The organism is Deinococcus sp. JMULE3, assembly GCF_013337115.1.
In the GTDB taxonomy this organism is placed as follows: domain Bacteria; phylum Deinococcota; class Deinococci; order Deinococcales; family Deinococcaceae; genus Deinococcus.
Genome location: NZ_SGWE01000004.1, coordinates 1,802,501 through 1,826,585, shown reverse-complemented (window position 1 = coordinate 1,826,585; position 24,085 = coordinate 1,802,501). Strand labels below are relative to the sequence as shown.

Here is a 24,085-nt window from a genome sequence, read left to right as displayed (position 1 = left end):
GGGTTGGGCAGGGGTGGACGCGAGTTTCGCTTTGGCCTATACTCCGGTGAGGTTGTTATGCCCATAGCAGAAATCATCAGTGTAGGCACAGAACTGCTGTTCGGCGAGATCGTCGACAGCAACGCCGCGTTCGTCGCCCGTGAACTGGGCGCGCGCGGCCTGACGCTGCACCATAAATCCGTCGTCGGGGACAACCTCGGGCGACTTCAGGCGGCCATCGAACGGGCGCTGGACCGCGCCGACCTGCTCCTGCTGGGCGGCGGCCTGGGCCCCACCGACGACGACCTGACCCGCGAGGCCATCGCCGCCGCGCTGAACGAGACGCCGCAGGTGGACGAGGCGCAGCTGACCCACCTGCGCGGCCTGTTCGAGGCACGTGGCCGGGTCATGCCCGACACGAACCGCAAGCAGGCGTGGCTGATCCCGTCCGCCGAGGCGCTGCCCAACCCGGTCGGCACCGCGCCTGGCTGGTTCGTCCGCACCACCCGCGGCGGGCAGCCGAAACTGATCGCGGCGCTGCCCGGCCCGCCGCGCGAGATGCGGCGCATGTGGACCGAGCAGGTCCTGCCGCGCCTGCCGCTGCCCACGACGGCGCTGGAGCACGTCACCATTCACACGCACGGCATCGGCGAGAGCCTGATCGCCGAGCGGCTGGGGCACCTGACGCGGCAGGCGAACCCCAGTGTCGCCACGTACGCCCGCCTGACCGGCGTGGACGTGCGCGTGGCGGCCAGCGCCCCCACCCCCGATGAGGCCCGCGCGCTGCTGGCCCCCGTGCTGGACGAGGTGCGCGGCGTGCTGCGCGAGTGGACCTGGGGCGAGGACGACCAGACCCTGGCGGGCACCGTGCAGGCCGCCCTGGCCGGGCGGACCCTGGGCGTGATCGAGGCGGGCAGCGCGGGCGTGCTGTGCACCCTGCTGGCCGAGCAGCCGGGCTTCCTGGACGCGGCGGTCACGCAGGATCACCGCCGCCTGATCACGCTGGGCCTGACCCCCGTGACCCTGCAGGGGGACGGACTGGTCAGCGAGGCGGGCGCGCGGGAACTGGCCGACGGCGCGCGCGAGCACCTGGGGGCCGACCTGGGCCTCGCGGTGGTCGTCTGCACCAGTGGCGAGGGGGCCGGGCGGGCGCACGTCGCCCTGAGTGACGGCGCGCAGGTCGCGGTGGCAGGCGTGAACTGGCCGGGCGACCCGGCGCAGCTACGCGAGCGGGCGGCAGTGGCGGCGCTGGCCCTCGCGGCCCGCACCCTGCCAGGATGGACGGCATGACCGACCCCCGCCCGAAACGACCTGCCCGTCCCACCAGCCAGCCCGGCAAAAAGCCCGGACCCAAAGCTGGCGGCAAGTCCGGCGCCCGGCCCGGCGCGAAAGCTGCCGGGAAGGGACGCGGCGCGCCCGACACCCATACGCCCACCACGCAGCGCCTCTTCTTCGCGCTGCCCGTCCCGGCGGACGTCACGCCCGCGCTCGTCGCGGCGCAGGGGAAACTGCGCGGCAACTGGCGCTCGGTGCCCGCCGACCAGATGCACGTGACGCTGGCGTACCTCCCGGCTGTCCCGCATGACCGGGTGGACGACCTGAAGAAACTCGGCACGCGCCTCTTCACGGACGCCGCGCCGCTGGACCTGAAACTGCGCGGCACCGGGTACTTCCCGAACGAGGGCAGCCCCCGCGTGTGGTTCGTGAAGGTCGAGGCCGAGGGCCTGAACGAACTGGCCGCCGCGCTGCGCGCAGAAATCCAGGCGCTCGGCCTGAGCACCGACGACCTCCCGTTCAAGGCGCACGTCACGCTGGCCCGCAAGAAGGGCCCGGCGCCGCGCGTCCCCCCGATCCTCTTCCCCGAACACTGGACGGCCGGGAGCGCCGGGCTGCACCGCAGCATCCTGCGCAAGACCGGCCCCATTCACGAAACCGTCAGTACCTTCCGCCTGCGCGGCACCCCCGCCACCCCCGCCCCCGCGACCGAACCGGCCCCGGACGAGGCTATTCAGGAGACGCCATGAGCAAAGAAAAAGACATCACCGCCGCCCCCACCGACGCCAAGGAACGCGCCAAGGCCATCGAGACCGCCATGAGCCAGATCGAGAAGGCGTTCGGCAAGGGCAGCATCATGAAACTCGGCGCCGAGAGCAAACTCGACGTGCAGGCCGTCAGCACCGGCAGCCTGAGCCTGGACCTCGCGCTGGGCGTGGGCGGCGTGCCCAAGGGCCGCATCACCGAGATCTACGGCCCGGAATCCGGCGGCAAGACCACCCTGGCGCTGGCCATCGTCGCGCAGGCCCAGAAGGCCGGCGGCACCTGCGCGTTCATCGACGCCGAACACGCCCTTGACCCCGTGTACGCCCGCGCGCTGGGCGTGAACACCGACGAACTGCTCGTCTCGCAGCCCGACAACGGCGAGCAGGCACTGGAGATCATGGAACTCCTCGTGCGCAGCGGCGCCGTGGACGTCGTCGTCGTGGACTCCGTCGCGGCCCTGACGCCCCGCGCGGAAATCGAGGGTGAGATGGGCGACAGCCTCCCCGGCCTCCAGGCCCGCCTGATGAGCCAGGCGCTGCGCAAACTCACCGCGATCCTCAGCAAGACCGGCACCGCCGCCATCTTCATCAACCAGGTCCGCGAGAAGATCGGCGTGATGTACGGCAACCCCGAAACCACCACCGGCGGCCGCGCCCTGAAGTTCTACGCCAGCGTCCGCCTGGACGTCCGCAAGATCGGCCAGCCCGTCAAGATGGGCAACGACGCCATCGGCAACACCGTGAAGGTCAAGACCGTGAAGAACAAGGTCGCGCCGCCCTTCAAGGAAGTCGAACTGACTCTGATGTACGGCAAGGGCTTCGACCAGCTCAGTGACCTCGTGACGCTCGCCAGCGACATGGAAATCATCAAGAAGGCCGGGTCGTTCTACTCCTACAACGACGAACGCATCGGCCAGGGCAAGGAAAAAGCCATCGCGTACATCGCGGAGCGCCCCGAGATGGAAGCCGAGATCCGCACCCGCGTCCTCGGCGCGATCAAGGAAGGCCGCGACCCGCTCGCCGCCGTGCCCACCGTCGCGGAATAAAATTTACATTCTTCTCAACCGCCCATTTTTAAATATGGGCGGTTTCACATTCCTTCATAAGTGCAATTGATATTCCGACAATATTTCACTTATAGTTCTTATATCCTCATAGCTCTGAATGTAGTCAGATTTTTCCACCAGAAGATTATATATTTCTATCATAGATGTCTCGATTTCACCGTAAACTGAATTAAATCTGCCGTTTATTACGTTGGCAAATACTACTCGCGAATGCTCAGTTATATCTTTAACATTGCTGGCATCAAACCCCAATTCTTCCAGTCTTCTTTTGCTGATTATTTTATATGATTTTCTCTTTTTTCCAGATAGATTGTCAATACTATACTTGTTTATAAACGATATCATATGACTGTATAGCCTGACAAATTGATTGATATCTTTTTTCTCGTCTTCCGACAAACGGGAATACCCACCGTATCTTTTGTTAATTATAGAAATCAGATTATCAGACCTTCCTGGATCCAGAGATAACCAAGTTTCAATTATAAGGACATTAATTAGATAGTTTTTCGAGGAGAATCGGGTAGCATTGAGTATTTTTTTTAATTCATCCGGTGTGTTGATGCCACTTGAGCTTAGCGCCTCAAACAAGAAGTCTGGATTACGTATACTAGCCAAGCTTGAATTTGATCCATCCCTAGATTTGACAAAATCATGAACAAATCCAGCAAATTCATATACGTTCCTGAATTTTCTCCTTCTATCATTTGCCCTCTTATCTATTAAAAATTTTAAATGATCGAGAGCCATTTCGCTCGAAACTACGATACCGTTTATGATTTCCAATACTCTTTTTTCTTCTTTATCAGGCTCACCGGACGAGGGCTTATATATTATGTCATGCTCAACTTCAGACCAGCCATGCATAAGAACAGATGCAACCTGTATCTCCATACGAGTATCGCAGAATCTACTAAATTCCTGCGGAACTTTGTCGCTCTTAATCCTAACTCTGTAGTGTTCAGCCACATATCCAGGAAAAACTGAACTATTATTTTCTTGGGGAAATTTTTTCACTTCCTGTAAATCCAGTTCCTGCTTTATGTATTCTTCAACAATAGACTTATCACTTGGAAAATAGAGTGCGATTCTTACGCCAGCAAAATCGCATATATCTTCGTAAATTTGATCTCTATTTTCGTAGGGGATTTTTTCGTTTCGCCGAATCAGTTTATCCCTAAGGCTAGACGGCGATTTAGCCCTAAATGTAATTATAGCCCTCACTCCAATTCCTTTAAGCCCTTCCTCTACATAATCGGCCAAATACTTGGATGCAGCAAAATAGAAGTCATATTCACGTCTATACGAATGAGCGAAATCTTCAATTATTTCATTCGACACTTTTTATCTCCAGGATTCAATATCTTCATTTCGCGCCGTACATTAGCGGGCCTGCCAGACGGTCACGGTGTCCGGCGGGGCGAGGGTCAGGCTGCGCTCCGCGTCCTCCCCGGCGTAGTTCACGTCCTCCTGAACGACGTTCCACCCGGCGCGCAGGGGAAGGTTCACGCTCAGCTGCTCGGGCATACCCCGGTCCGGCACGCAGCGGGCCTCGCCACTGACCGTCACGTCCGCCGCGCTGAACACCAGCCGCTGGAAACGCAGACGGCCGTCCGCCCCGTCCTGTCCGGCCAGCAGGTCCACCTCGCTGTTCAGGATCGTCGCGGGCTGCCACAGGTCCTCACCCACGATGCTGCCCACGCTGGGGAATGTCCGCCCGGCCGCGGCCACGCGCAGTTCGTTCAGCGGGAACACCTGCGCCGCCGGGTCACTGAACGTGATCTTTCCGCTGCGGGTCACGCAGCCCAGCGGCTCCAGATTCAGCCACTCCACGAGCGGCACCTGGGCGCCCGCCAGCCGCGCCGGGTCGGGCAGCGGCAGCGTCAGGTCACCCGCCGCGCCGAGCGTCCCGCGCGCCGCCTGGATGCGGCGGTCGTCCCCACCGGGGAAGGGCAGCAGTACCCCCACGGAACCCGCACCGTCCGCCCAGCCGGGCAGCGTGCCGCGCAGCACCGGGGCGTCCGGTTGCGCCCCCGCCACGCCGCCCAGGAGGGCCGCCCACACCGCCACTGTCGTCCTTCGCATGCCTCAGCGTACGCCGCCCGGCCTACGCGCGGGTGCCACTTTCGGCGGATGCCCACCCAGCCGCGCGCCCGGCAGAGTGGAGGCACGCCAGCCTCACGGGTCTCCAGGTGGGAGACATGCGCTTATCCGCCGCCGCGCGGCATGGTGACGGCCCCCACCCGGGTGAAGGTGGGGGCCGTGTCCGGACAGCTGATACGGATTCCGTCTGTTTCGTTCACAACCCGGAACAGCACCGGGTTGTCAACTCCACGCCCGGAACCCGTTTTTCTCCTGCTCGCTCCGCTCGGGTTGAAAGATTTTGCAAACCTTTCAACCGGAGTTCATATGATTACTTGCGGATGAACTTCCAGGCGGTGGGGAGCAGCAGCGCGGCCAGCAGCAGTTTGATGGTGTCCCCGATGATGAAGGGGGTCAGGCCCGCGGTCAGGAGCGCGCCGCCTTTCAGGCCGGTCAGGGCGCCCAGCACCGGGAGGCCCACGGCGTAGATGAGGGCGCTGCCCGCGAGCATGGCGAGGCAGGTGCCGAGGAACTTGCGGTCCAGCGCGTAGCGTTCCACCAGGAAGCCGACGAGGGCGGCGGCCAGCGGGTAGCTGAACAGGTAGCCGATGCTGGCGCGCATGCCGGTCCCAGCGGCGTTCATCAGTCCGGCGGACCCGCCTGCCAGGACGGGCAGTCCGGCGGCCCCGGCGGCGACGTACACGGCCAGGGCGGCCAGCGCGCGTTTCCAGCCGAGGGCCGCGCCGACGAGCAGCACGCCGAGCGTCTGCAGGGTCAGCGGGACGGGCTTGAGGGGCACCTCGGCCTGGGCGAGCACGGCGACGAACGCGGCGCCGCCCACGACGAGCAGCACGTCGCGCAGGAGGCTGGGGGTGGGGGCGAGCTGGCGGGCGAGGGTGGGGTGAGTCAGGGTCATGGTGGGGTCCTCCGGTGTGGGGGTGGGGGCGTCAGGTGAGGGTGCCGATGAGCTGCACGTCGCCCGCGCCGACGGTGAGGGGGCCGGCGGGCGTCTGGACGATCAGGCTGCCGCTGGGGTCGAGGTCGAGGGCGGTGCCGTCCACGGGGCCCTGCGGGGTCTGCACGCGCACGGGCTGCCCGAGGGTGACGCTGGCCTCGCGCCACGCGCGCAGCATGTCGTCCGGCGGGGCGTCCAGCCAGGTGTGCAGTTCCCGCAGCAGGTCGGTCAGGAGCTGCGCGCGGGTCAGGTCCGGGCGGAACTCGCGCAGGTGCGCGGCCCCGTCCGGCGCGGCGCTGACGTTCACGCCGATGCCCAGCACCGCCCGGCGGGCCTCCTCGCCGCGCAGGTCGGCTTCCAGCAGGATGCCCGCCAGTTTGCGGCGGTCCGGGGCAAGCAGGTCGTTCGGCCATTTCAGGCCGCCCACGCCCGCCGCGCGGGCCAGCGCGACGCCCGCCGCGAGGGGCAGCAACGCCAGGTGCGGGAGGCTCAGGGGGCCGCCGCCGGGTCCGTGGCGCAGCAGGACGCTGAACACCAGCGTGCCGTGCGTGGTGTCCCAGGCCCGCCCGCGCCGCCCACGACCGGCGGTCTGCCGTTCGGCGGTCAGGACCGCGCCGTGCGGGGCGGGGGCCTGGGCCTCGTCCGCCCAGGCGCGCAGGGCATCCTGGGTGCTCGTCACGGTGCCGTGGTAGCGGTGCGCGGCCCCCATCAATCCGGTCGGCGTGACCTGCGCGGGCGCGGGGGCGTCGGGGTGCAGGGCGTACCCGGCGCGACTGACCTGCACCGGCACCCCGCCTTCCTGCAGGCGGCGGGCCAGGGTGTTGACCGTCACGCGGTTCACGCCCAGTCGCGCGCCCAGCGCGTCCCCGGTCTGGGGTCGCGTGGTCAGGAGGGGCAGGAGGCGCTCGGGCATGGTCGTTCAGTGTTGTACGCGCCCGACTGAACGAAAGCAATGAACCGGGTTCAAGCAAGCGACCCGCATGACGGGACGAGGGGGGCAGTGGGGAGTGGGTTGTGGGCAGTGGGTCGGCTGCCTCAGCCTCAACGCCGATGGGTGGCAGGACTGGCCTCCAGGGAGGCGTTCCCGACCGACACCACCCAGCCCACAACCCACTACCCACCCCCCAGCACCCTTTTGTCATGCCCGTCATCGGCGCGTCAGGCGGCGTTTGGTAGACTGCGTGCATGACGATGGTGCGGCAGACCAAGCAGCGGGCAGCGGTGATCGACGTGCTGCGCTCGGCCCGGTCCCATCCGGACGCGGCGTGGATTCATGCGCAGGTGCGCGAGCAGCTGCCCAGCGTGAGCCTGGGGACCGTGTACCGCACGCTGGACGCCCTGGTGCGCGACGGTGTGGTCGTGACGCTGGAACGCGCCGGGCAGGCCACCCGTTACGACTGGCGCGAGGGCGACGCCCACCACCACGCGGTGTGCCGCACCTGCGGCGCGATCTTCGACGTGGATGCCGGGGACGTGCCGGCCGTGCCCGCCTCGGCGCTGCCTGCCGGGTTCCAGGTGACGGACGTGCGCCTGGAATTCATGGGCGTGTGCCCCGCCTGCCAGACGCAGAACTGACGGTTCACGTTCAGACCCCCTCCCCTGCCGCGCAGGTGGAGGGGGTTCCGCTGGGTGCGGGACGCCTTGCCTGGGCCGGGGGCGGTACGCTGCGCGGGTGAACGTGCCGCCCACCCAGCCCCCCGCGCAGCCTGACGCTGCGGAGTTTCCGGTGTACACCGCCCGTTCGTTCCTGCCGACGTTCCTGCTGGGGTGGGGGCTGGGCGCGGCGCTGACGTTCGCGGTGCGGGCGCTGGGCGGCGCGCTACTGGCCGACCCGTGCGAGGGGCACACGATCCTGGCGCTGCTGGTGCCGCTCCTGCTGGGGCCGGGCGGGCTGGCGTTCACGGCGCTTCACTGGCGGCGCCCGGCCCGCGCGGCGCTGGGCCTGGGGCTGGTCGTGGCGTCCCTGATGCCTGCGCTGTTCGTGGGCGCGCAGGACATCGGCGGGCTGCGCCGCACCGGCTGCGCGGGTGGGTACGTGGTGATCTCCGAGGTGGTGAACGGCCAGCGGGGCGAGAGCATCAGCGCGCTGGCCCTCGCGGCGGGCGCCGAGCGGACCCTGACGGCCCGTGTGGGCGGCTACACCCGCCAGACGCACCCGGGGCTGTTCACGGTGAGCGGCGCGGCCAGCACGCCGGGCGTGGTCGTGACGACCTCGCGCACGGAGGTGCACGCGGGTGAGGACTTCACGGTGACGGTCCGGGTCCTGCCGAACACGCCCGTGAACTCGTACACGGCGGGCGTGAACGCCGTGATCACGCAAGGCGGGAAGCGCATCCCGGCGAGCGGCACGCTGGAACTGAACGTCCGTCCCCGCCAGCCCTGAACAGTAGCCATGAATGGTAGCCCTCCCGGCGGGCGGTGACCGTCCAGCCGGGGGACGTGCGCGGCGGGGGCGGGTGGTACGCTCGGACGGTGAATGTGGCGGAACTCTCCAGCTTGGCCCTCCAGACGTTCCTGACCATGCTCGTGGTGATGGACCCGATCGGGCTGGCGCCGATCTTCATCGGGCTGGCCGGGAACCGCCCCAGCTTCGAGCGGCGGCGCATGGCGCTGCGCGCCAGCCTGATCGCCGGGATCATCATCCTGCTGTTCGGCCTGTTCGGCCGGGCGCTGCTGGAGCACCTGGGCATCAGCCTCAGCTCGTTCCGGATCGCGGGCGGCATCCTGCTGTTCCTGATCGCGCTGGACATGGTCTTCGCGCGGCCCAGCGGCAGCAAGGAAACCGCCGAGGAGGAACAGGAGGCGCAGGAACGGCAGGACATCAGCGTCTTCCCGCTGGCGATTCCGCTGATCGCGGGGCCGGGGACGCTGGCGAGCATCATGATCCTCGCGGGGGACGCGCACGGCTCCCCGCTGCTGCTGAGCGCCGTGTTCCTCGTGACAGGCGTGGTGCTGCTGCTGTGTTACCTCGCGCTGCGCCTGTCCGGGCAGATCGCCCGCGTGATCGGCCTGACCGGCGTGCATGTGGTCACGCGCGTGCTGGGCGTGCTGCTGGGCGCGCTGGCGGTGCAGTACGTCGCGGACGGCGTGCTGGAACTGCTGCGCGGCGGCCTGAAGACCGGCCTCGGCCTGCTGCGCGCCGCCGGACTGGCCTGACGCTCGCGGGGCCGCTACGCCATTCGCCGCACCCGATCCCCAGGGAAAACTAAGCGTGTCAGCGCAACAATCCTCTGACCCCCACGATTTAGAATCCGGGCATGACTTCCAGAAAGGACGTGCCGGACACCAACCGAACACCTCGGGTCGCCGCTGACCTGAACGCGCCGCGGGTGCTGGTGCTGAACGCGTCCTACGAACCGCTGCACGTCACCAGCGCCAAACGGGCCATCACGCTCGTGCAGTACGGCGTGGCGGAAATCCTGGAAGACAGCACCGACGTCGTCCGCTCGCCCAGCACGGTCATGCCGGTCCCCAGCGTGATCCGCCTGCGCCGCTACGTCCGCCGCCCCCGCGTGCACCCGGTGCCGTTCAACCGCCGCAACGTGCTGCGGCGCGACACCTTCACCTGCCAGTACTGCGGCTCGCCGGAGGAACTCACCATGGACCACGTGCTGCCCCGCTCGCGCGGCGGGCGGCACACCTGGGAGAACGTCGTCACCGCGTGCCGCGCCTGCAACCAGCGCAAGGGCAACCGCACCCCCGAGGAGGCCGCCATGCCCCTGCGCACCCGCCCCCGCGCCCCCACCTTCGGCGTGTACGCCCACGGGCAGTTCGCCCACTGGCAACCCCAGTGGACCCGCTACCTGGGCGGCTGAGAGAAGGTCAGAGGGTCAAGGGTCTAAGGCTGCGACCCTTAGACCCTCAGACCTTGAGACTCTTGGACCATCCAACCCTCTAGACTGCGGCATGAACCGGGATCAGGCCTACGAGTTGATGGTGGCGCACACGCCGAGCGTGTCGTTGCAGCGGCACATGCTGAACGTGGAGGCCGCGATGCGCGCCTACGCCCGTCACTGGGGCGAGGATGAGGAGCTGTACGCGGTGGCGGGGCTGCTGCATGACTTCGATTACGAGCTGCACCCCGAGGAGCACCCGGCCTGGGGCGTGGCGTTCCTGCGCGAGCAGACCGACACGCCGCCGGAGGTGCTGGACGCGATCATGGGGCACGCGGCTTACACGGGCACGCCGCGCGAGTCGCGGTTGTCGAAGTCGCTGTTCGCGGTGGATGAGCTGACCGGTCTGGTGCAGGCCGCCGCGCTTGTCCGCCCGGACAGGGACGTGCGGCTGGTGGAACTGAGCAGCCTGAAGAAGCGCTTCAAGAACCGGGCGTTCGCCGCAGGCGTGAACCGTGAAGAGGTCGAGCAGGGCGCGCGGGAACTGGGCGTGGACCTGGACGAGCACATGACGCGGGTGCTGCGCGCCATGCAGGACATGCAGCCGGAACCGCAACCGGGCTGAGCCTCTCCCCCGCCCCCGCCCGCCTGGATGCTGCGTCCAGGCGGGCGTTTCGCGTGCCGATCATGCCTGATGCGCGGCTGACGCGCGGCGATCATGGCCCGCTCACGGGGGGGCGCGTACGGTGGGGGCACCAGACGGGAAGGCGTCCCAGACGCCGGAATCCCCACCCGCAGGAGGTGACACCGACTGGCCTTCCAACCGCGACTGTTCACCCTCGATTGCCCGCCCCGCTCACGCCCAACAGGAGATCCGATCATGACCACCCGCACCCTGACCGCCGCCGCCCCCCGCCCCCTCACCCCCCGTTCCCTGAGTGCGCTGGCCCTGGCGACCCTGAGCCTGGGCGCGCTGATCGCCCCACAACGCGCGTATGCCGCCCCGGCGGACATGACGGGCACCTGGGTGAACAGCAACGTCACGACCAGCGGCATCACCCGCGTGAACGTGACCCGCGCGGCCGGCGGGCAGATGACCGTGAAGGTCTTCGGGCGCTGCCACCCGAACGACTGCGACTGGGGCAGCGCACAGATGGTCACGTACGGCACGACCGTCAGTGACAGCAACCACTTCACGGCGACCGCCGTGTACGCCAAGGGCTTCGCGACGACCACGCTGGTCATGAACTTCAATAAGGGTCGCCTGGACGTGCAGGCGCTGACGCAGTTCACGGACGGCAGCGGGCGGCAGAACTACGCCAGCCGCGACGCCTTCGCCCGCTACCGGTAACCACAAAAGGAGGGGCGACGGGCTGACACGCCGGAAACCTTTCCCGCGCACAGTGCGTATCGGGTGGCAGGTGGGTGATCCCCCACCGCGAGCCAGACCCCAACCCCGCTTTCTCTTCAGTCCTTTCAGCGCCGCGCCTCCTGTTCCCGGAGGGGCGGCGCGCGACTGCCGGGCCGGGTGTCCGCGCCAGCCGACTGCCTGACCCGCACCGGGCGGTACCCTGGGCGGCATGACCTCGCCGATCACGCGCATGCAGCAGGCCCTCGCCGCGACCAGCCTGGACGGCTGGCTGGTGTACGACTTCCAGGGCCTCAACCCGCACGCCCGCACCGTCCTGAACCTGCCCGCTGGGGCGTTCCTGACGCGGCGGTTCTTCGTGTGGGTGCCGCGCAGCGGGCAGGCAGTCGTGCTGCACAACCACATCGAGGGCGGCACCTGGGGCGAGATCACCCGCGGCTGGAACGCCGAGCGCCGGGCGTTCGGGTCGCACGCGGAACTGGACGCCGCGCTGCGCGCCGTGATCGCCGGACGGACCATCGCCATGGAGTACAGCCCGAATGGCGCGGTGCCATACGTGAGCCGCGTGGACGCCGGAACCGTCGAGCGGGTGCGGGCCGCCGGGGCCGCGGAGGTCCACACGAGTGCCGATCTGCTGCAGTCGTTCCTGGCGTGGAGTGCTGACGATCTGGCCGCGCACGAGCGGGCCGTGGCGGTGCTGATGCAGGCGAAGGACGACGCGTTCCGCCTGATTCACGACCGCCTGCGGGCCGGGCAGCCCGTGACGGAACTGGACGCGCAGGCGGTGATCATGCGGCAAATCGACGCGGCGGGCATGAGCGCCGGGCACCCGGTGAACGTGAGTTTCGGCGTGAACGCCGCCGACAGCCACTACGAACCCAGCCCCGAACGCCACGCCACCCTGAGGGGCGGTGAGTGCGTCCTGATCGACCTGTGGGCGCAGGAACCGGGCCGCCCCTTCGCGGACGTCACCTGGGTCGGGTACGCCGGGCAACCCACGCCCGCGTACCAGAGCGCCTGGGCGGCCGTGGTCGCCGCGCGCGACGCCGCGCTGCGCACCATCGTGGACGGGTACGCCCGCACGGGCTGGGGCGAGGTGCAGGGCTGGATGGCCGACCGCGCCGCGCGCGACGCCATGGGCCCCGAGTGGGAACCGTACTTCCTGCACCGCACCGGGCACGACCTGGGCGTCAGCATCCACGGGGCGGGCGCGAACCTCGACGACTACGAGACGCGCGACACCCGCACCCTCACGCCCGGACTGGCCGTGACCATCGAACCCGGCACGTACCCCGCTGCGCAGGGCTTCGGCATCCGCAGCGAGATCGACGTGTACCTCGACCCGCAGACCGGGCCGCGCGTCACGCCGCACACGCAGGCCGCGCCGTTCATCCTGGGCGAGGGCGACTGGGCGCAGGTCCGCGCCCGCGCGTACGGACAGGACTGACGCAAGCCGCCGCATGAGTCGGCCTTAAAGCTTCGCTCAGGGTTGCGCGTGCCCCCCACACCTGAACCGCTACCCTGGGGGCATGGCGAACCTCGGCTCCTCCACGATCATGCTCACGGGTGCAGGCGGCGCGCTGGCCACCGCCATCGCACAGGAACTCGACGACGCCGGCGCGCAGATGGTCCTCGTCGGCCGCGGCGACAGCCTCGCACGCGCGGCGGACCGCTTCCCCGCCACGGAAGTCCTCGACCTGGACCTGCGCGACCCCTCCAGCATCGAGGCGCTGCGCAAGGTCAAGGTCGACACCCTGATCCACACCGTCGGCGCCTGGGCCATGCAGGACGCCCAGAAAGCCAGCGAGGACGACTACAACGCCATGTTCGACGCGAACATGCGCACCCTCTTCCACGCCGTGCAGGGCGTCCTGCCCAACATGCTCAAGCAGAAGGACGGCCTGATCATGGGTGTCAGCGCCGGGCAGGCCGCGCGCCTCAGCGGCCCCAAGGCCGCGCTGTACACCGCCAGCAAATCCGCCGTCGCCTCCTACGTCCTGAGCCTGCACGACGAACTGAAAGGCAAGGGCGTGCGCGGCATGGTCCTGTACCCCATGGGCGCCATCGACACGCCGGGCAACCGCGACGCCGGCATGGCCTGGGACAGCATGATCGACCCGCGCGGCCTCGCCAAGAGCGTCGCCCACGCCCTGACCCGCCCCGACCGGGCGCACATCACCGAGATCAAGGTCTACCCCGACACCTGATACGGACTCCGGTTGAATGGTTTGCAAAAACCGTTCAACCCGAGCGGATGCGACTCGTAGAGCTGCGGAGCAGAGAAGGAGCAAAGCGGATTCCGGGCGTGGAGTTGGCAGATCGGTGGTGTTCCGATCTGTCAACGAAACAGACGGAATCCGTATGAGTTCGGACGACCGTGACGCGCTGAGCTTTCCGTTCAGCGCGTCACTTCGCCATTTACCCGTCGGCGAGTGCGGCCATGAGCGCGGCGGCGTAGCGGACGCCGTTTTCGAAGTCGCGGCGGAGGATGTTCTCGTTGGGGGCGTGGACGCGCCCGCCGATGTTGCCGATGCCCAGGGCGATGACGGGCGCGCCGACGTGCTGCATGAAGGGGTGCATGGGGCCGCTGCCGCCGCTGCTGGGGTTGAGGATGGGGTCGTGTCCGTGGACGTCGCGGGCGACCTGCACGGCGGTTTTCACGAAAGGGTGGTTCAGGTCGCTGCGGGCGGGGTGCTGGTGGCTTTCGAGTTCGATGATCTCGATGTCGCTGAAGCCCTGCGTGTCGAGGTGGGCGCGCAGGAGTTCCACGATGTGGTCGGGGTGCTGGTCGGGGACGAGGCGGAAGTCGAGTTTGACCATGCCCGCGGCGGGGAGGACGGTCTTGCTGCCCTGGCCGTCGTAGCCGCCGTGGAAGCCGTTGACGTTCACGACGGGTTTGAGGTTCAGGCGGGTGTGGTACTCGCTGCTGTCCCCCAGGGTGCGGGTGACGTCGTAGGTGTCCCGCAGCGCCTCGCCGGTGCCGGGCAGGGCGGCGATGGCGTCCAGGTCGGCCTGGCTGGGGGGGCGGACGTCGTCGTGGAAGCCGGGGATCAGGACGGTGCCGTCGGGGCCGCGCAGACTGGCGACGGCGGCGGCGAGGCGCCACAGGGGGTTGTCCACGACGGCACCGTTGCTGCTGTGCAGGTCGCTCGCGGCGACGCGGCAGCGCAGTTCCACGCAGATGATGCCTTTCAGGCCCGCGTACAGCACGGGGCGGCCCTCGGGGGTGATGCTCCCGAACTCCCACCAGACGCCGTCGGCTTTCAGTTCGGCGGCGTGCGCCTCGATGAAGGCTTCCAGGCTGGGGCTGCCGACCTCCTCCTCGCCCTCGATGAGCCACTTGACCTTCAGGGGCAGAGTACCGCGCTGCTCTTTCAGGGCGCGCAGTCCGGCGAGGCGGGAGACGAGTTCGCCCTTGTCGTCGCTGGCGCCGCGCCCGTACAGGCGGCCGTCCCGTTCGGTCAGGGTGAAGGGCGGGGTGTCCCAGAGTTCGGCGGGGTCCTCGGGTTGCACGTCGTAGTGGTTGTAGATCAGCAGCGTGAAGGGCCCTTCCCCGGCTTCTGCCAGCAGGATCGGGGCGACCTGTCCGGGGTACTGGCGGACGGTGAAGCCCTCGGCTTCCAGCAGGGTCTGCACGGCCCTGGCGGCGTCGGGGAGGTGGCGGTCCTGGGCGGACACGCTGGGAATGGCGACGAGGTCGGCGAGGTCGCGCAGGCCGCGCTCGATGTGGGCCGTGAGGTCGGGTGGGGTCATCCCTGGCAGCGTACGGGAATCCGGGGCGGCGCGCCTGCATCATCTGGCGGGGGGTCCGGGGGACGGGTGTGGGGCGCTATTCTGCCGGCAGGAGCCCCGTCATGACCCGGAACGTCACCATCAGAGACATCGCGCGTGAGGCCGGCGTGTCGATCAGCACCGTCTCCCGCGCGTTGAACGGGCAGGTGCCGGTCGCGCCGGACAAGTTACAGCGCGTGCTGGACGCCACGCGCCGCCTGCGCTACGAGCCGAACGCGGCCGCGCAGGGGCTGGTGCGGGGGCGCAGCATGACGGTGGGCGTGCTGACGCAGGACATCGCCAGTCCGTTCTACAGCGAGGTCTCGCGCGGGATCGACGCAGCGCTGGCGGGCAGCGGGTACCAGCCGATCTTCGTGAACGGCCACTGGGCGGTGCAGGACGAGGCGGCGGCCATCACGGCCCTGACGAGGCGGCAGGTGGACGCCCTGATCGTGCTGGGGGGCCGCCTGAGTGACGGGCACCTGCGGGATCTGCACGCGCGGTTGCCGCTGGTGGTGGTGGGCCGCCGCGTGCCGGGTCTGGAGGCCGCGTGCCTGAGCGTGGACAACGTGCAGGGGGCGTTCCTGGCGACCACGCACCTGATCCAGCTGGGGCACCGCCGGATCGGGCATATCACCGGGGAGCAGTCGCAGCGCGACGCGCTGGACCGCCTGGACGGGTACCGGCGGGCGCTGGCGGCGGCCGGGGTGCCCTTCGATCCAGCGCTGGTGTTCGAGGGGGACTTCCACGAGGGCAGCGGCATCCTGGCGGTCGAGCACTGGCTGGCGCGGGCCACGGCCTTCTCGGCGATCTTCGCGGCGAACGACCAGATGGCGTACGGGGCGGGGCTGGGCCTGTACCGGCGTGGGCTGCGCGTCCCGGAGGACGTGTCACTGGTGGGTTTCGACGATCTGCCGGGGTCGCAGTTCACGCTGCCGCCGCTGACGTCCGTGCATCACCCGGCGCGCGAGATGGGGGAACTGGCCGCCCGGCACCTGCTGACGCACCTGAACGACCCGGCTGCCCCAGCCGGGCTGCCCGGACTGGACATCACGCTGAGCGTCCGGGAGTCCGTGCGGGCCGCGCGGCCCTGAGCGCAGCCCATACGGGTTCCGTTTGTTTCATTCACAACCCGGGACAGCACCGGGTTGCCAACTCCACGTCCGGAGGGGCGTTTCGCTCCTTCTCTGCTCCGCAGCTCTGCGAGTCGCATCCGCTCAGATTGAACGGCTGTATAAGCCGTTCAATCCGAGTCCGTATCAGTCCGGGGCCGCGGGGTTCGGAACCGCGGGATTCCGGGGCGCAGGGTTCCGGACAGTGGCGGTCGGGTCAGCGGCGGTCGTCGAGCCAGCGGCGGGCCTGCCAGAGGCGCTGCACGTCGGGGCGGGCGTAGGGGGGGCGCAGCAGGTCGGTGGGGCTCCAGCGGCGCTGGTGCAGCACGGCCCGTTCGTGTGACAGGGTGCGGAAGCCGCTGTGGCCGTGGTACTGGCCGGTGCCGCTCTCGCCGGTGCCGCCGAAGGGCAGGTGCGGGTGGATCATGTGGATGAAGCCGTGGTTGATGACGCTGGTTCCGGCGCTGGTGCGGCTCAGCACGTCGCGGGCGGCGGCGCCGGAGCGGCTGTACACGTACAGCGCGAGGGGTTTGGGTCGCTGGCGGATCCAGTGCAGGGCCTCTTCGGGCCGGGCGCGCAGGACCGGGAGGACCGGCCCGAACAGTTCCTCGTGCATGATCGCCATGTCGGGGGTGACGCCGGTCAGGATGGTGGGGGCCAGGAAGCGGTCGGCGGGGTCGTGCTGGCCGCCGGTGGCGAGGGTCGCGCCGTGCGTGCGGGCGTCGTCGATCAGGCCGAGCAGGCGCTCCAGGGCCGGGCGGTCGATCAGGCGGGCGTAGTCGGGGCTGCGCTGGGCGGCGGCGCCTTCGCCGTACGCGCCGCGCAGGTAGGTGCGGGCGGCGTCCACGAAGGTCGCCTCGAGTGCGGGGGGCACCCAGGCGTGGTCGGGGGCGACGCAGGTCTGTCCGGCGTTCAGGAATTTCGCCCAGCCGGTGCGCTGCCCGGCCAGGGTCGGGTCGGCGTCCGGCAGCAGGAGGGTGGGGGATTTCCCGCCGAGTTCCAGCGTGACGGACGCGAGGTGCGTGGCGGCGCGCGCGGCGACCTTGCGGCCCACGGGGGTGCTGCCGGTGAAGAAGATGTGGTCGAAGGGCAGGTCGAGCAGGGCGTCGGCGACGGGGACATCCCCGATGACCAGGGCGGCGTGTGCGGGGTCGAACACCTCGCCGATCAGGGCCTGGAGGGCGCGGGCGGTGTGGGGGACCTTCTCGCTGGGGCGCAGCGTGACGACGTTCCCGGCGGCAATTGCGGCGACCAGTGGGGCCATGAGCAGCCCGAACGGGTAGTTCCACGGGGAGAGGATCAGCACCTGCCCCAGGGGTTCGCTCTGGATCCAGCTGCGGCTGCCGAGCAGTTCGGGCGTGCCGGGGACGGGGCGGGGGGCCATCCAGTGGCGCAGGTGGCGGGCGGCGTGGTCGATCTCGGCGATGACGTGGTGGATCTCGGTGACCTCGCTTTCCAGGCGGGCCTTGCCGAAGTCGGCGTGGATGGCGCGGGTCAGGTCGTCGCGCCGGGCGATGATGGCGGCCCGCAGGCGGCGCAGGGTACGGACGCGGTCCTGCGGGGTGCTGCGGGCGACGTCCCAGCGGGCGGCGCGCTGAAGGTCGAACAGGGCGCGCAGGTCCTGCGGGGTGGGGTCGGTGAGGTTCACGGGCATCTCAGCGGCCCTGGATGCGGCGGATCAGTGGGGGCAGGGCGCGGCGGGGCAGCAGGCGGGGCAGGAAGGTCTGGAGGCGGTTGAAGGTTCCGATGACGTGGACGGCCTCGCCGCGCAGCATGGCGGTCACGGCCTGCCGGGCGACCTCGCGGGCGGGGAGGATCGCGGCGCGGGTCAGGCGGTCGCGCAGCAGGCGGCTGCCGCCCATGTTCGCGGCGGCCTGGAAGCCGGTCTCGACCGGGCCGGGGCAGGCGGCGGTGACGCTGACGCCGGTGCCGCGCAGTTCCTCGTGCAGCGCCTCGCTGAAGCTCAGGACGTAGGCCTTGGTGGCGTAGTACACGGCCATGAGGGGTCCGGGGAGGAACGCGGCGGTGCTGGCGATGTTCAGGACGCGACCCCGGCCACGGGCGCGCATGGCGGGCAGGTACGCGTGGGTGAGTTCGGTCAGGGCGGTGATGTTCACCTGAATCATGTCGAGCTGCTTCTGGACGTCCAGTTCGCTGAATTCGCCGTAGTCGGCGAAGCCCGCGTTGTTCACGAGGATGTCCACGTTCAGGTTCAGGGCCTGGGTGCGGGTCAGGAGGTCGCGGGCGGCGTGGGGCCGGGTGAGGTCCTGCGGGAGGACGTGGACCTGCACGCCGTGCCGGGCGCGGAGGGTGTCGGCCAGGGCGTTCAGGGGGCCTTCGCTGCGGGCGACGAGGATCAGGTGGCTGCCGCGCGCGGCGAGCTGGTGGGCGATCTGTTCGCCGATGCCGCTGCTGGCGCCGGTGATCAGGGCGGTACTGGGGGCAGGTCGGGTCGTGGGGGCAGGCCGGTTCGTGGGGGTGGGCTGGGTCATGGGGGCTCCTCTGGCGGAACGCTTAAGCAACCGCTGGTAAATAGAGATTAGTTACCCACGGTTAGCTTGTCAACACGCCCGATCACATCAACCCTAGCAGCATCGATCACGTCATCGGATATAATTAACCCATGGTCACCCCGACGCGCGCCCGCAGCGACACCGCCAAACAGGAACGCCGCGCGCAGATCCTCACCGCCGCCCGCATCCTCTGGCACACCCACCGCTACCCCGACCTCACCCTGAACGCCATCGCCGAACAGGTCCACCTCACCAAGGCGGCGCTGTTCGCGTACTTCCCCAGCAAGGAAGACCTGTTCCTCAGCCTGTACGAGGACCTGCTGGACGAGTTCTTCCACGACCTGAACCGCCACCTCGACCTGGGCGGCACCCACACCCCCGCCACGCTGGCCCGCACCCTGGGCAGCCTCACCCTGGCGCACCCGGACCTCGCGCGGCTGATCCCGCTCCTGGCGGGCATCCTGGAACACAACATCAGCGCCGAACGCGCCCACGCCCACAAGACGCGCGTCGCCGCGCACCTGAACGCCACCGCGCCCCGGCTCCAGCGCGCGCTGCCTGGCCTGCGCGGCGACGCCCCCGCGCGCCTGCTCACCTACACCCAGGCGCTCATCGCGGGCCTGCAACCCATGAGCGACCCCTCGCCCGCCGTGCGCGAGGCCCTGCGCGACTCCCCGCTGGGCGCGCTGCACCTCAGCCTGGACACCGCGCTGCCCGACGCCCTGACCGCCCTGATCACCGGACTGAGCACCGAACAGGAGGCGTAAAAAAGGGAGAGGCCTCACGCCTCCCCCTGCCCCCTGAACTCATTTCCTGAAGTCGTGCGGGTGGCTTCTGTGCCAGTTCCAGGCGGTCTGCACGATGTCCTTCAGGTCTGTGAACTGCGGGGTGAAGCCCAGTTCCTCGCGGATGCGGGTGGCGTCCGCCACGAGGCGGGGCGGGTCCCCGGCGCGGCGCGGGGCGAGTTCGCGGTTCAGGGGCGTGCCGACGACCTCGTCCACGGTGTCCAGCACCTCCTTGACGCTGAAGCCGCGCCCCAGCCCGACGTTGAAGGTGCCATCGCTGCGCTGCCCGCCGAGCAGGGCCTCCACGGCGAGGACGTGCGCGTCGGCGAGGTCCTGCACGTGCACGTAGTCGCGGATGCAGGTGCCGTCCGGGGTGGGGTAGTCGTCCCCGAAGATCAGCATCTTCTCGCGCTGGCCCAGGGCGGTCAGGGCGGCCATCTCGATCAGGTGGCTCTTGCCCGCGTGCGCCTCGCCGATGTCACCCTCGGGCGCGGCGCCGCACACGTTGAAGTACCGCAGGATCGTGTACGGCAGGCCGTGCGCGGTGTGGAACGCGTGGATCATGTTCTCGGTCATGAGTTTCGTCTCGCCGTACACGCTCTCGGGCTGCATGGCGGCCGTCTCGGGGATGGGCACGAGGTCGGTGGTGCCGTACACGGCGGCCGTGGAGGAGAACACCAGCGGGATCTTGCGGGTCTCCACGATGCCCTGCAGCAGGTTCAGGCTGCCGACGACGTTGTTGCGGTAGTAGCGGGCCGGGGCGCGCATGCTCTCACCGACCTCGATCAGCGCGGCGAAGTGGATGACGGCGTCGGGCTGGTGCGCGTTCAGCGCGGCGCGCACAGCGTCGGCATCGAGCAGGTCGCCGCGGACCAGGGGCACGTCGGCGGGCAGGGCCTCGGGGTGCCCGCTCGACAGGTTGTCGAACACGACGACCTCATGCCCGGCGCGGCGCAGCTGCCGCACCGTGTGAGACCCGATGTACCCTGCTCCGCCCACGACCAGAATCTTCATGGGGGCCAGCGTAGCGCGCTTCAGGCAGTGGGGGCGGCGGGCGGTCTGGGCGAGGCGGTGGTGCCGCGCACAACCAGCCGGGTCGGGAGGGTGACCGGGGCGGGCTCCTGCCCGTCCAGCAGGGCGAGGATGGCCGCGCCGACCGCCGCGCCCTTGTCCGGGGTGGGTTGCCAGACGGTCGTGAGGTTCAGCGCGCCGGAGCTGGGCAGGTCGTCGTAGCCGATCACGCTGAGATCGCCGGGGACGCTCAGGCCGAGGGTGGCGGCGGCCCGCAGCGCCCCCTGCGCGAGGACGTCACTCATGCACACGACGCCCGTGACCTCCGGGTGGGCGCGCAGCAGGTCCAGGGTCAGGGCCTCGCCGTCGGCGGGGGTGTTCTGCCCGGCCTCCATGAGGTGCAGCGCGGCGTCCGGGTGATCGGCCGTGGCGGCGCGGTAACCGCGGATGCGCTGCGCGGTGGTGCGGTACGCGACCTGCGCCTCGCGCGCGGGGCTGACCGGACCGGGGTGGCGGTCCCCGGCGAGTTCCAGGCACAGCGCGCCCAGCCGCCGGTGCCCGAGGTCCAGCAGGTGCGCGGCGGCGGCCTGCGCGCCCCCGGCGTCGTCGATACCCACGTGGGCGCTGCCTGCCTGCGGATCCTGATCGACGAGCACGGTGGGCAGGGCGCGGTCCAGCACGGCGCGCAGCAGGGGGCTGCCCTCGGCGGCGCAGTACACGATGAAGCCGTCCACGCTGGCGTTGCGGACGGCCAGGGTGGCGTCGGCCTGCGGGTCGTGCGGCGCGGCCAGGAGCAGGACGTTCAGGTCGCGGTCGTGAACGGCGCGGGTGACGCTGCCCAGAAACAGTGCGGCGGCCGGGTCGGCAAAGGCGTAATCCAGCGGCGCGTCGTACACGACGCCCAGCACGCCGGTCCGGCCCCGGCGCAGGCTGCGCGCCAGCGGATCGGGGCCCTGGTAGCCCAGATCGCGGGCGGCGGCCAGGATGCGGCCCCGCAGGTCCTCGCTGAGCTGGTCCGGGCGGTTGTAGGCGTTGCTGACGGTGGCGACGCTGACGCCCAGCGTGCGCGCCACGTCCCGCAGGGTGGGTCGGCTGGCGGCGCGCGGCCCGGTGGGGACTGGCTTGGCGGGGGGCATGCCTGAATGGTAGCGTATGGAGACCCGATCTGAAACGATTCAGATCCCACCTGCACCTCCCCCACCCCTGAGGTCCCACCCATGACCACCGCCGCCCCCGCCACCACCCCCCAGCCCCGCGCCGAGGCCGCCCGCCGCGCGCTGAACACCGTCTTCATGGTGAACGGCGCCGTGTTCGCCACCTGGGCCGTGAACATCCCCGGCGTGCGCGACGGGCTGGGCCTGACCCCCGCGCAGATCGGCGTGGCCCTGCTCGCCAGCGGCATCGGCGCCGTGACCAGCATGAGCCTCGTGGGCCGCTGGATCGCCCGCTGGGGCAGCGCGCCCGTCACCCGCGTCGCCACCGTGCTGTTCCTGCTCAGCCTGCTGCTGCCTGTCCTCGCGCCCAGCCTCCCCACCCTGATCGCCGCGCTGGCGATCCTGGGCGCCACGAACGGCGTCATGGACGTCGCCATGAACGCCCAGGGCGTCACGGTCGAACGCACCCTGGGCCGCCCGATCATGAGCCGCCTGCACGCCTACTTCAGCCTGGGCAGTCTGCTCGGCGCCGGGGCGGGCAGCCTCCTGATCGGCCGCGTGTCCATCCCCCTGCACGCGGGCCTCGTGGTCGCCACGACCCTCCTGCTGGCCGCCGTCACGCTGCGCCTCCTGATCCCCGACCCCGCCGGGGACACCCCCCAGGACGACACCCAGACCACCGCCACCCCAGCGGGACCGGTCCTGACCCTCCCGGTCCTGCTGCTGGGCCTGCTGTGCTTCCTGGGCATGCTCGCCGAGGGCGCCAACTACGACTGGGCCGCCCTGTACTTCCGGGACGTCCTGAACGTCCCCGGCGGCGCCGCCGGACTCGGGTACGCCGCGTTCGTCGCCACCATGACCCTGGGCCGCTGGTTCGGCGACCTGGGCCGCGCCCGCCTCGGCGACGAACAGATCGTCCGCATCGGCTCCCTGGTCACCGCCGTTGGTCTCGCCGTGGCGCTGCTGTGGCGCGACCCGGTGCCCGCCACGCTCGGTTTCGCCCTCTCGGGCCTGGGCCTCAGCAACGTCGTGCCCGTCATGTACGGCACGGCCGGGCACGCCCTCGCCGGGCGCGGCATCGCCGCCGTCGCCGCCATCGGATACGGCGGGTTCCTGCTCGGGCCGCCCGCCATCGGGTTCGTCGCCGACCACGTCGGCCTCACCTGGGCGCTGGGCATCGCGCTGGGCAGCGCCGCGCTGATCACCCTGCTCGGCGGACGCGCATTCACGCTGATCCGCCGCTGAGTTCAGGCCGGGCCGACGTAGCGGGCGCGGGGGCGGATGAACTGCCCCCCGGCGCGGGTTTCCAGGGCGTGGGCCAGCCAGCCGGTCGCGCGGGCCAGCGCGAACAGCGTCACGGCGTCCCCGGCGGGGCGGCCCAGTACGAGGGTCAGCGCGGCCAGCGCCAGGTCCACGTTGGGCGGCTCGGCGGTGTCCCCCGCGTGGGCGTGAATGACCGCGTGGGTGGCACGCGTGACGGGATGCTCGGGGAACTGCACGTCCAGGGCGTCCAGTAGCGCGCGGGCGCGCGGGTCGCCGTGCGGGTAGAGGGCGTGCCCGAAGCCGGGTGCGTGCCCGGCCCGGCGGGTGGCGTCGCGCAGGGCCGCGCGGGCGTCGCCACTCAGGGCGGCACTCAGGAGGTCGTGGGCGTGCAGCGCGCCCAGGCCGTGCCGGGGGCCCTGCAGGGCACTCAGCGCCGCCAGGGTGCAGTGCGCGAGGCTGGCGCCGCCGCTGGCCGTGACGCGGGCCGTGAAGGCGCTGACGTTCAGTTCGTGGTCGGCCAGGAGGATCAGCGCGCGGCGCAGCAGGTCTGCGCCGTCCGGGCGGCCCCAGGTGCGGGCCAGCCGGGCGTGCAGCGGCAGGTCGGGGGCGGGCGGCAGGCGGGCGTGCCGTTCGGCGGTGGCGTGCAGCAGCGTCAGGATGCGCGCGGCCTGACGGGGACCGGTTTCCGGGCGGGTGTCGAGGGCGTCCGGGTCGTGCGCGCCCGCGTACGTCAGCGCGTACCCCAGGGCTTCCAGGGGCGTGTCGGCGCGCGGGTGGCGGCTGAGGTTCAGCCGGGCGCGCAGTGGCAGCGTAGGCCGCGTGCCGGTGTCACCAGTCCACAGCAGCGCGGCGACGTCCTCGACGGTGGCCGTGTCGGCAAGGTGCCGGGCGTCCACGCCCCGGTAGGCCAGCGTGCCGTCCTCGATGCGGGTCAGGGCGCTGTCGAGGATGGGCGTCACGCCCCCGGTCCCCCCGGCGCGCAGCCCGTCGAGGCTGCCCTGCACGGCCGCCTGCACGCCGGCCTGCGGGTCGCGGCGGGTGGCCTGCCGTCCGGCGAGGGCCTGCACGTCGCCCGCGTCGTAGCGGCGCTGCCGGGTGCCGGACGGGCCGGGGACGCTGCGGATCAGGCCGCGGGAGACGTAGGCGTACAGC

General features: G+C 69.9%; 24 protein-coding genes (1 of these 24 only partly in view). 14 read left to right on the top strand and 10 right to left on the bottom strand.

Annotated elements, in window-relative coordinates:
• Positions 1-57 precede the first annotated feature (57 nt).
• Genes EXW95_RS11765 through recA form a run of 3 tightly spaced genes read left to right on the top strand, consistent with a single transcriptional unit; the run spans position 58 to position 3,064 of the window.
• Positions 58-1,269 carry a CinA family nicotinamide mononucleotide deamidase-related protein gene (locus EXW95_RS11765; protein ID WP_174367605.1) on the top strand — a complete coding sequence of 404 codons (1,212 nt, stop codon included), beginning with the start codon at positions 58-60 and terminating at the stop codon, positions 1,267-1,269.
• Entirely contained in the window at positions 1,266-2,003 is a 738-nt protein-coding gene (gene thpR / locus EXW95_RS11760; protein WP_174367604.1) for an RNA 2',3'-cyclic phosphodiesterase, read from the top strand. Before EXW95_RS11765 ends, thpR begins: the two co-directional genes overlap by 4 nt.
• A complete protein-coding gene (gene recA, locus EXW95_RS11755) occupies positions 2,000-3,064 on the top strand; it encodes a recombinase RecA (protein WP_160980460.1) in 1,065 nt (354 codons plus the stop codon). The genes thpR and recA overlap by 4 nt, the downstream gene beginning before the upstream one ends.
• Positions 3,065-3,118: 54 nt before the next feature.
• Here the strand turns inward: recA and EXW95_RS11750 are convergent, their stop codons facing one another.
• From EXW95_RS11750 to EXW95_RS11735, 4 genes are all read right to left on the bottom strand, one after another.
• Complete coding sequence (locus EXW95_RS11750; protein WP_174367603.1) at positions 3,119-4,426, bottom strand: hypothetical protein; 1,308 nt, start codon at positions 4,424-4,426, stop codon at positions 3,119-3,121.
• A gap of 42 nt (positions 4,427-4,468) precedes the next feature.
• Entirely contained in the window at positions 4,469-5,170 is a 702-nt protein-coding gene (locus EXW95_RS11745; protein ID WP_174367602.1) for a hypothetical protein, read from the bottom strand.
• Between the two features lie 328 nt (positions 5,171-5,498).
• Complete coding sequence (locus EXW95_RS11740; RefSeq protein WP_160980464.1) at positions 5,499-6,083, bottom strand: biotin transporter BioY; 585 nt, start codon at positions 6,081-6,083, stop codon at positions 5,499-5,501.
• A 31-nt stretch (positions 6,084-6,114) separates the two neighbouring features.
• Positions 6,115-7,035 carry a biotin--[acetyl-CoA-carboxylase] ligase gene (locus tag EXW95_RS11735; RefSeq protein ID WP_174367601.1) on the bottom strand — a complete coding sequence of 307 codons (921 nt, stop codon included), beginning with the start codon at positions 7,033-7,035 and terminating at the stop codon, positions 6,115-6,117.
• Between the two features lie 272 nt (positions 7,036-7,307).
• On the opposite strand from EXW95_RS11735, the gene EXW95_RS11730 reads away from it, so the two are divergent.
• The 8 genes from EXW95_RS11730 (at position 7,308) to EXW95_RS11695 (ending at position 13,531) form a co-directional block, all read left to right on the top strand.
• Entirely contained in the window at positions 7,308-7,697 is a 390-nt protein-coding gene (locus tag EXW95_RS11730) for a Fur family transcriptional regulator (protein ID WP_174367600.1), read from the top strand.
• A 97-nt stretch (positions 7,698-7,794) separates the two neighbouring features.
• Positions 7,795-8,505, top strand: coding sequence for a hypothetical protein (locus EXW95_RS11725; protein WP_371810033.1), 711 nt, complete (start codon positions 7,795-7,797; stop codon positions 8,503-8,505).
• 89 nt (positions 8,506-8,594) lie between these two features.
• Complete coding sequence (locus EXW95_RS11720) at positions 8,595-9,278, top strand: MarC family protein (protein ID WP_174367599.1); 684 nt, start codon at positions 8,595-8,597, stop codon at positions 9,276-9,278.
• A gap of 101 nt (positions 9,279-9,379) precedes the next feature.
• Positions 9,380-9,937: an HNH endonuclease gene (locus EXW95_RS11715; protein ID WP_174367598.1), complete on the top strand. Its 558-nt coding sequence runs from the start codon at positions 9,380-9,382 to the stop codon at positions 9,935-9,937.
• Positions 9,938-10,028: 91 nt separating this feature from the next.
• Entirely contained in the window at positions 10,029-10,580 is a 552-nt protein-coding gene (locus tag EXW95_RS11710) for an HD domain-containing protein (RefSeq protein WP_174367597.1), read from the top strand.
• 255 nt (positions 10,581-10,835) lie between these two features.
• Positions 10,836-11,306, top strand: a complete 471-nt coding sequence (locus tag EXW95_RS11705) for a hypothetical protein (RefSeq protein WP_174367596.1) — start codon at positions 10,836-10,838, stop codon at positions 11,304-11,306.
• A 229-nt stretch (positions 11,307-11,535) separates the two neighbouring features.
• On the top strand, positions 11,536-12,771 hold the full coding sequence (locus tag EXW95_RS11700) for a M24 family metallopeptidase (RefSeq protein WP_174367595.1): 1,236 nt from the start codon (positions 11,536-11,538) through the stop codon (positions 12,769-12,771).
• 82 nt (positions 12,772-12,853) lie between these two features.
• Entirely contained in the window at positions 12,854-13,531 is a 678-nt protein-coding gene (locus EXW95_RS11695) for an SDR family oxidoreductase (protein ID WP_174367594.1), read from the top strand.
• A gap of 211 nt (positions 13,532-13,742) precedes the next feature.
• Here the strand turns inward: EXW95_RS11695 and EXW95_RS11690 are convergent, their stop codons facing one another.
• Positions 13,743-15,077 (bottom strand): M20/M25/M40 family metallo-hydrolase, encoded by a 1,335-nt coding sequence (locus tag EXW95_RS11690; protein ID WP_174367593.1) that lies wholly within the window; start codon positions 15,075-15,077, stop codon positions 13,743-13,745.
• Positions 15,078-15,178: 101 nt separating this feature from the next.
• Between EXW95_RS11690 and EXW95_RS11685 the strand changes: the two genes are divergently transcribed.
• Positions 15,179-16,189: a LacI family DNA-binding transcriptional regulator gene (locus EXW95_RS11685; protein WP_174367592.1), complete on the top strand. Its 1,011-nt coding sequence runs from the start codon at positions 15,179-15,181 to the stop codon at positions 16,187-16,189.
• A gap of 235 nt (positions 16,190-16,424) precedes the next feature.
• Here EXW95_RS11685 and EXW95_RS11680 read toward each other — a convergent pair whose 3' ends face one another.
• Together EXW95_RS11680 and EXW95_RS11675 are read right to left on the bottom strand one after the other, a co-directional pair.
• Positions 16,425-17,855: an aldehyde dehydrogenase family protein gene (locus EXW95_RS11680; protein ID WP_371810032.1), complete on the bottom strand. Its 1,431-nt coding sequence runs from the start codon at positions 17,853-17,855 to the stop codon at positions 16,425-16,427.
• Positions 17,856-17,862: 7 nt separating this feature from the next.
• A complete protein-coding gene (locus EXW95_RS11675; RefSeq protein WP_174367590.1) occupies positions 17,863-18,699 on the bottom strand; it encodes an SDR family oxidoreductase in 837 nt (278 codons plus the stop codon).
• Positions 18,700-18,830: 131 nt separating this feature from the next.
• Between EXW95_RS11675 and EXW95_RS11670 the strand changes: the two genes are divergently transcribed.
• On the top strand, positions 18,831-19,487 hold the full coding sequence (locus tag EXW95_RS11670) for a TetR/AcrR family transcriptional regulator (protein ID WP_174367589.1): 657 nt from the start codon (positions 18,831-18,833) through the stop codon (positions 19,485-19,487).
• Between the two features lie 39 nt (positions 19,488-19,526).
• On the opposite strand, the gene galE is transcribed toward EXW95_RS11670, so the two are convergent.
• Positions 19,527-20,519 (bottom strand): UDP-glucose 4-epimerase GalE, encoded by a 993-nt coding sequence (gene galE / locus EXW95_RS11665; RefSeq protein ID WP_174367588.1) that lies wholly within the window; start codon positions 20,517-20,519, stop codon positions 19,527-19,529.
• Between the two features lie 20 nt (positions 20,520-20,539).
• Positions 20,540-21,652, bottom strand: a complete 1,113-nt coding sequence (locus EXW95_RS11660) for a LacI family DNA-binding transcriptional regulator (protein WP_174367587.1) — start codon at positions 21,650-21,652, stop codon at positions 20,540-20,542.
• 81 nt (positions 21,653-21,733) lie between these two features.
• Between EXW95_RS11660 and EXW95_RS11655 the strand changes: the two genes are divergently transcribed.
• Complete coding sequence (locus EXW95_RS11655; protein ID WP_174367586.1) at positions 21,734-22,915, top strand: MFS transporter; 1,182 nt, start codon at positions 21,734-21,736, stop codon at positions 22,913-22,915.
• Positions 22,916-22,917: 2 nt separating this feature from the next.
• Here EXW95_RS11655 and EXW95_RS11650 read toward each other — a convergent pair whose 3' ends face one another.
• Positions 22,918-24,085: the 3' portion of a citrate synthase gene (locus tag EXW95_RS11650; RefSeq protein ID WP_174367585.1), read on the bottom strand. Its footprint extends 59 nt past the window's final position; the window shows 1,168 of its 1,227 coding nt (coding positions 60-1,227); its start codon lies beyond the right edge, outside the window — the gene reads right to left on this strand; it ends in the stop codon at positions 22,918-22,920.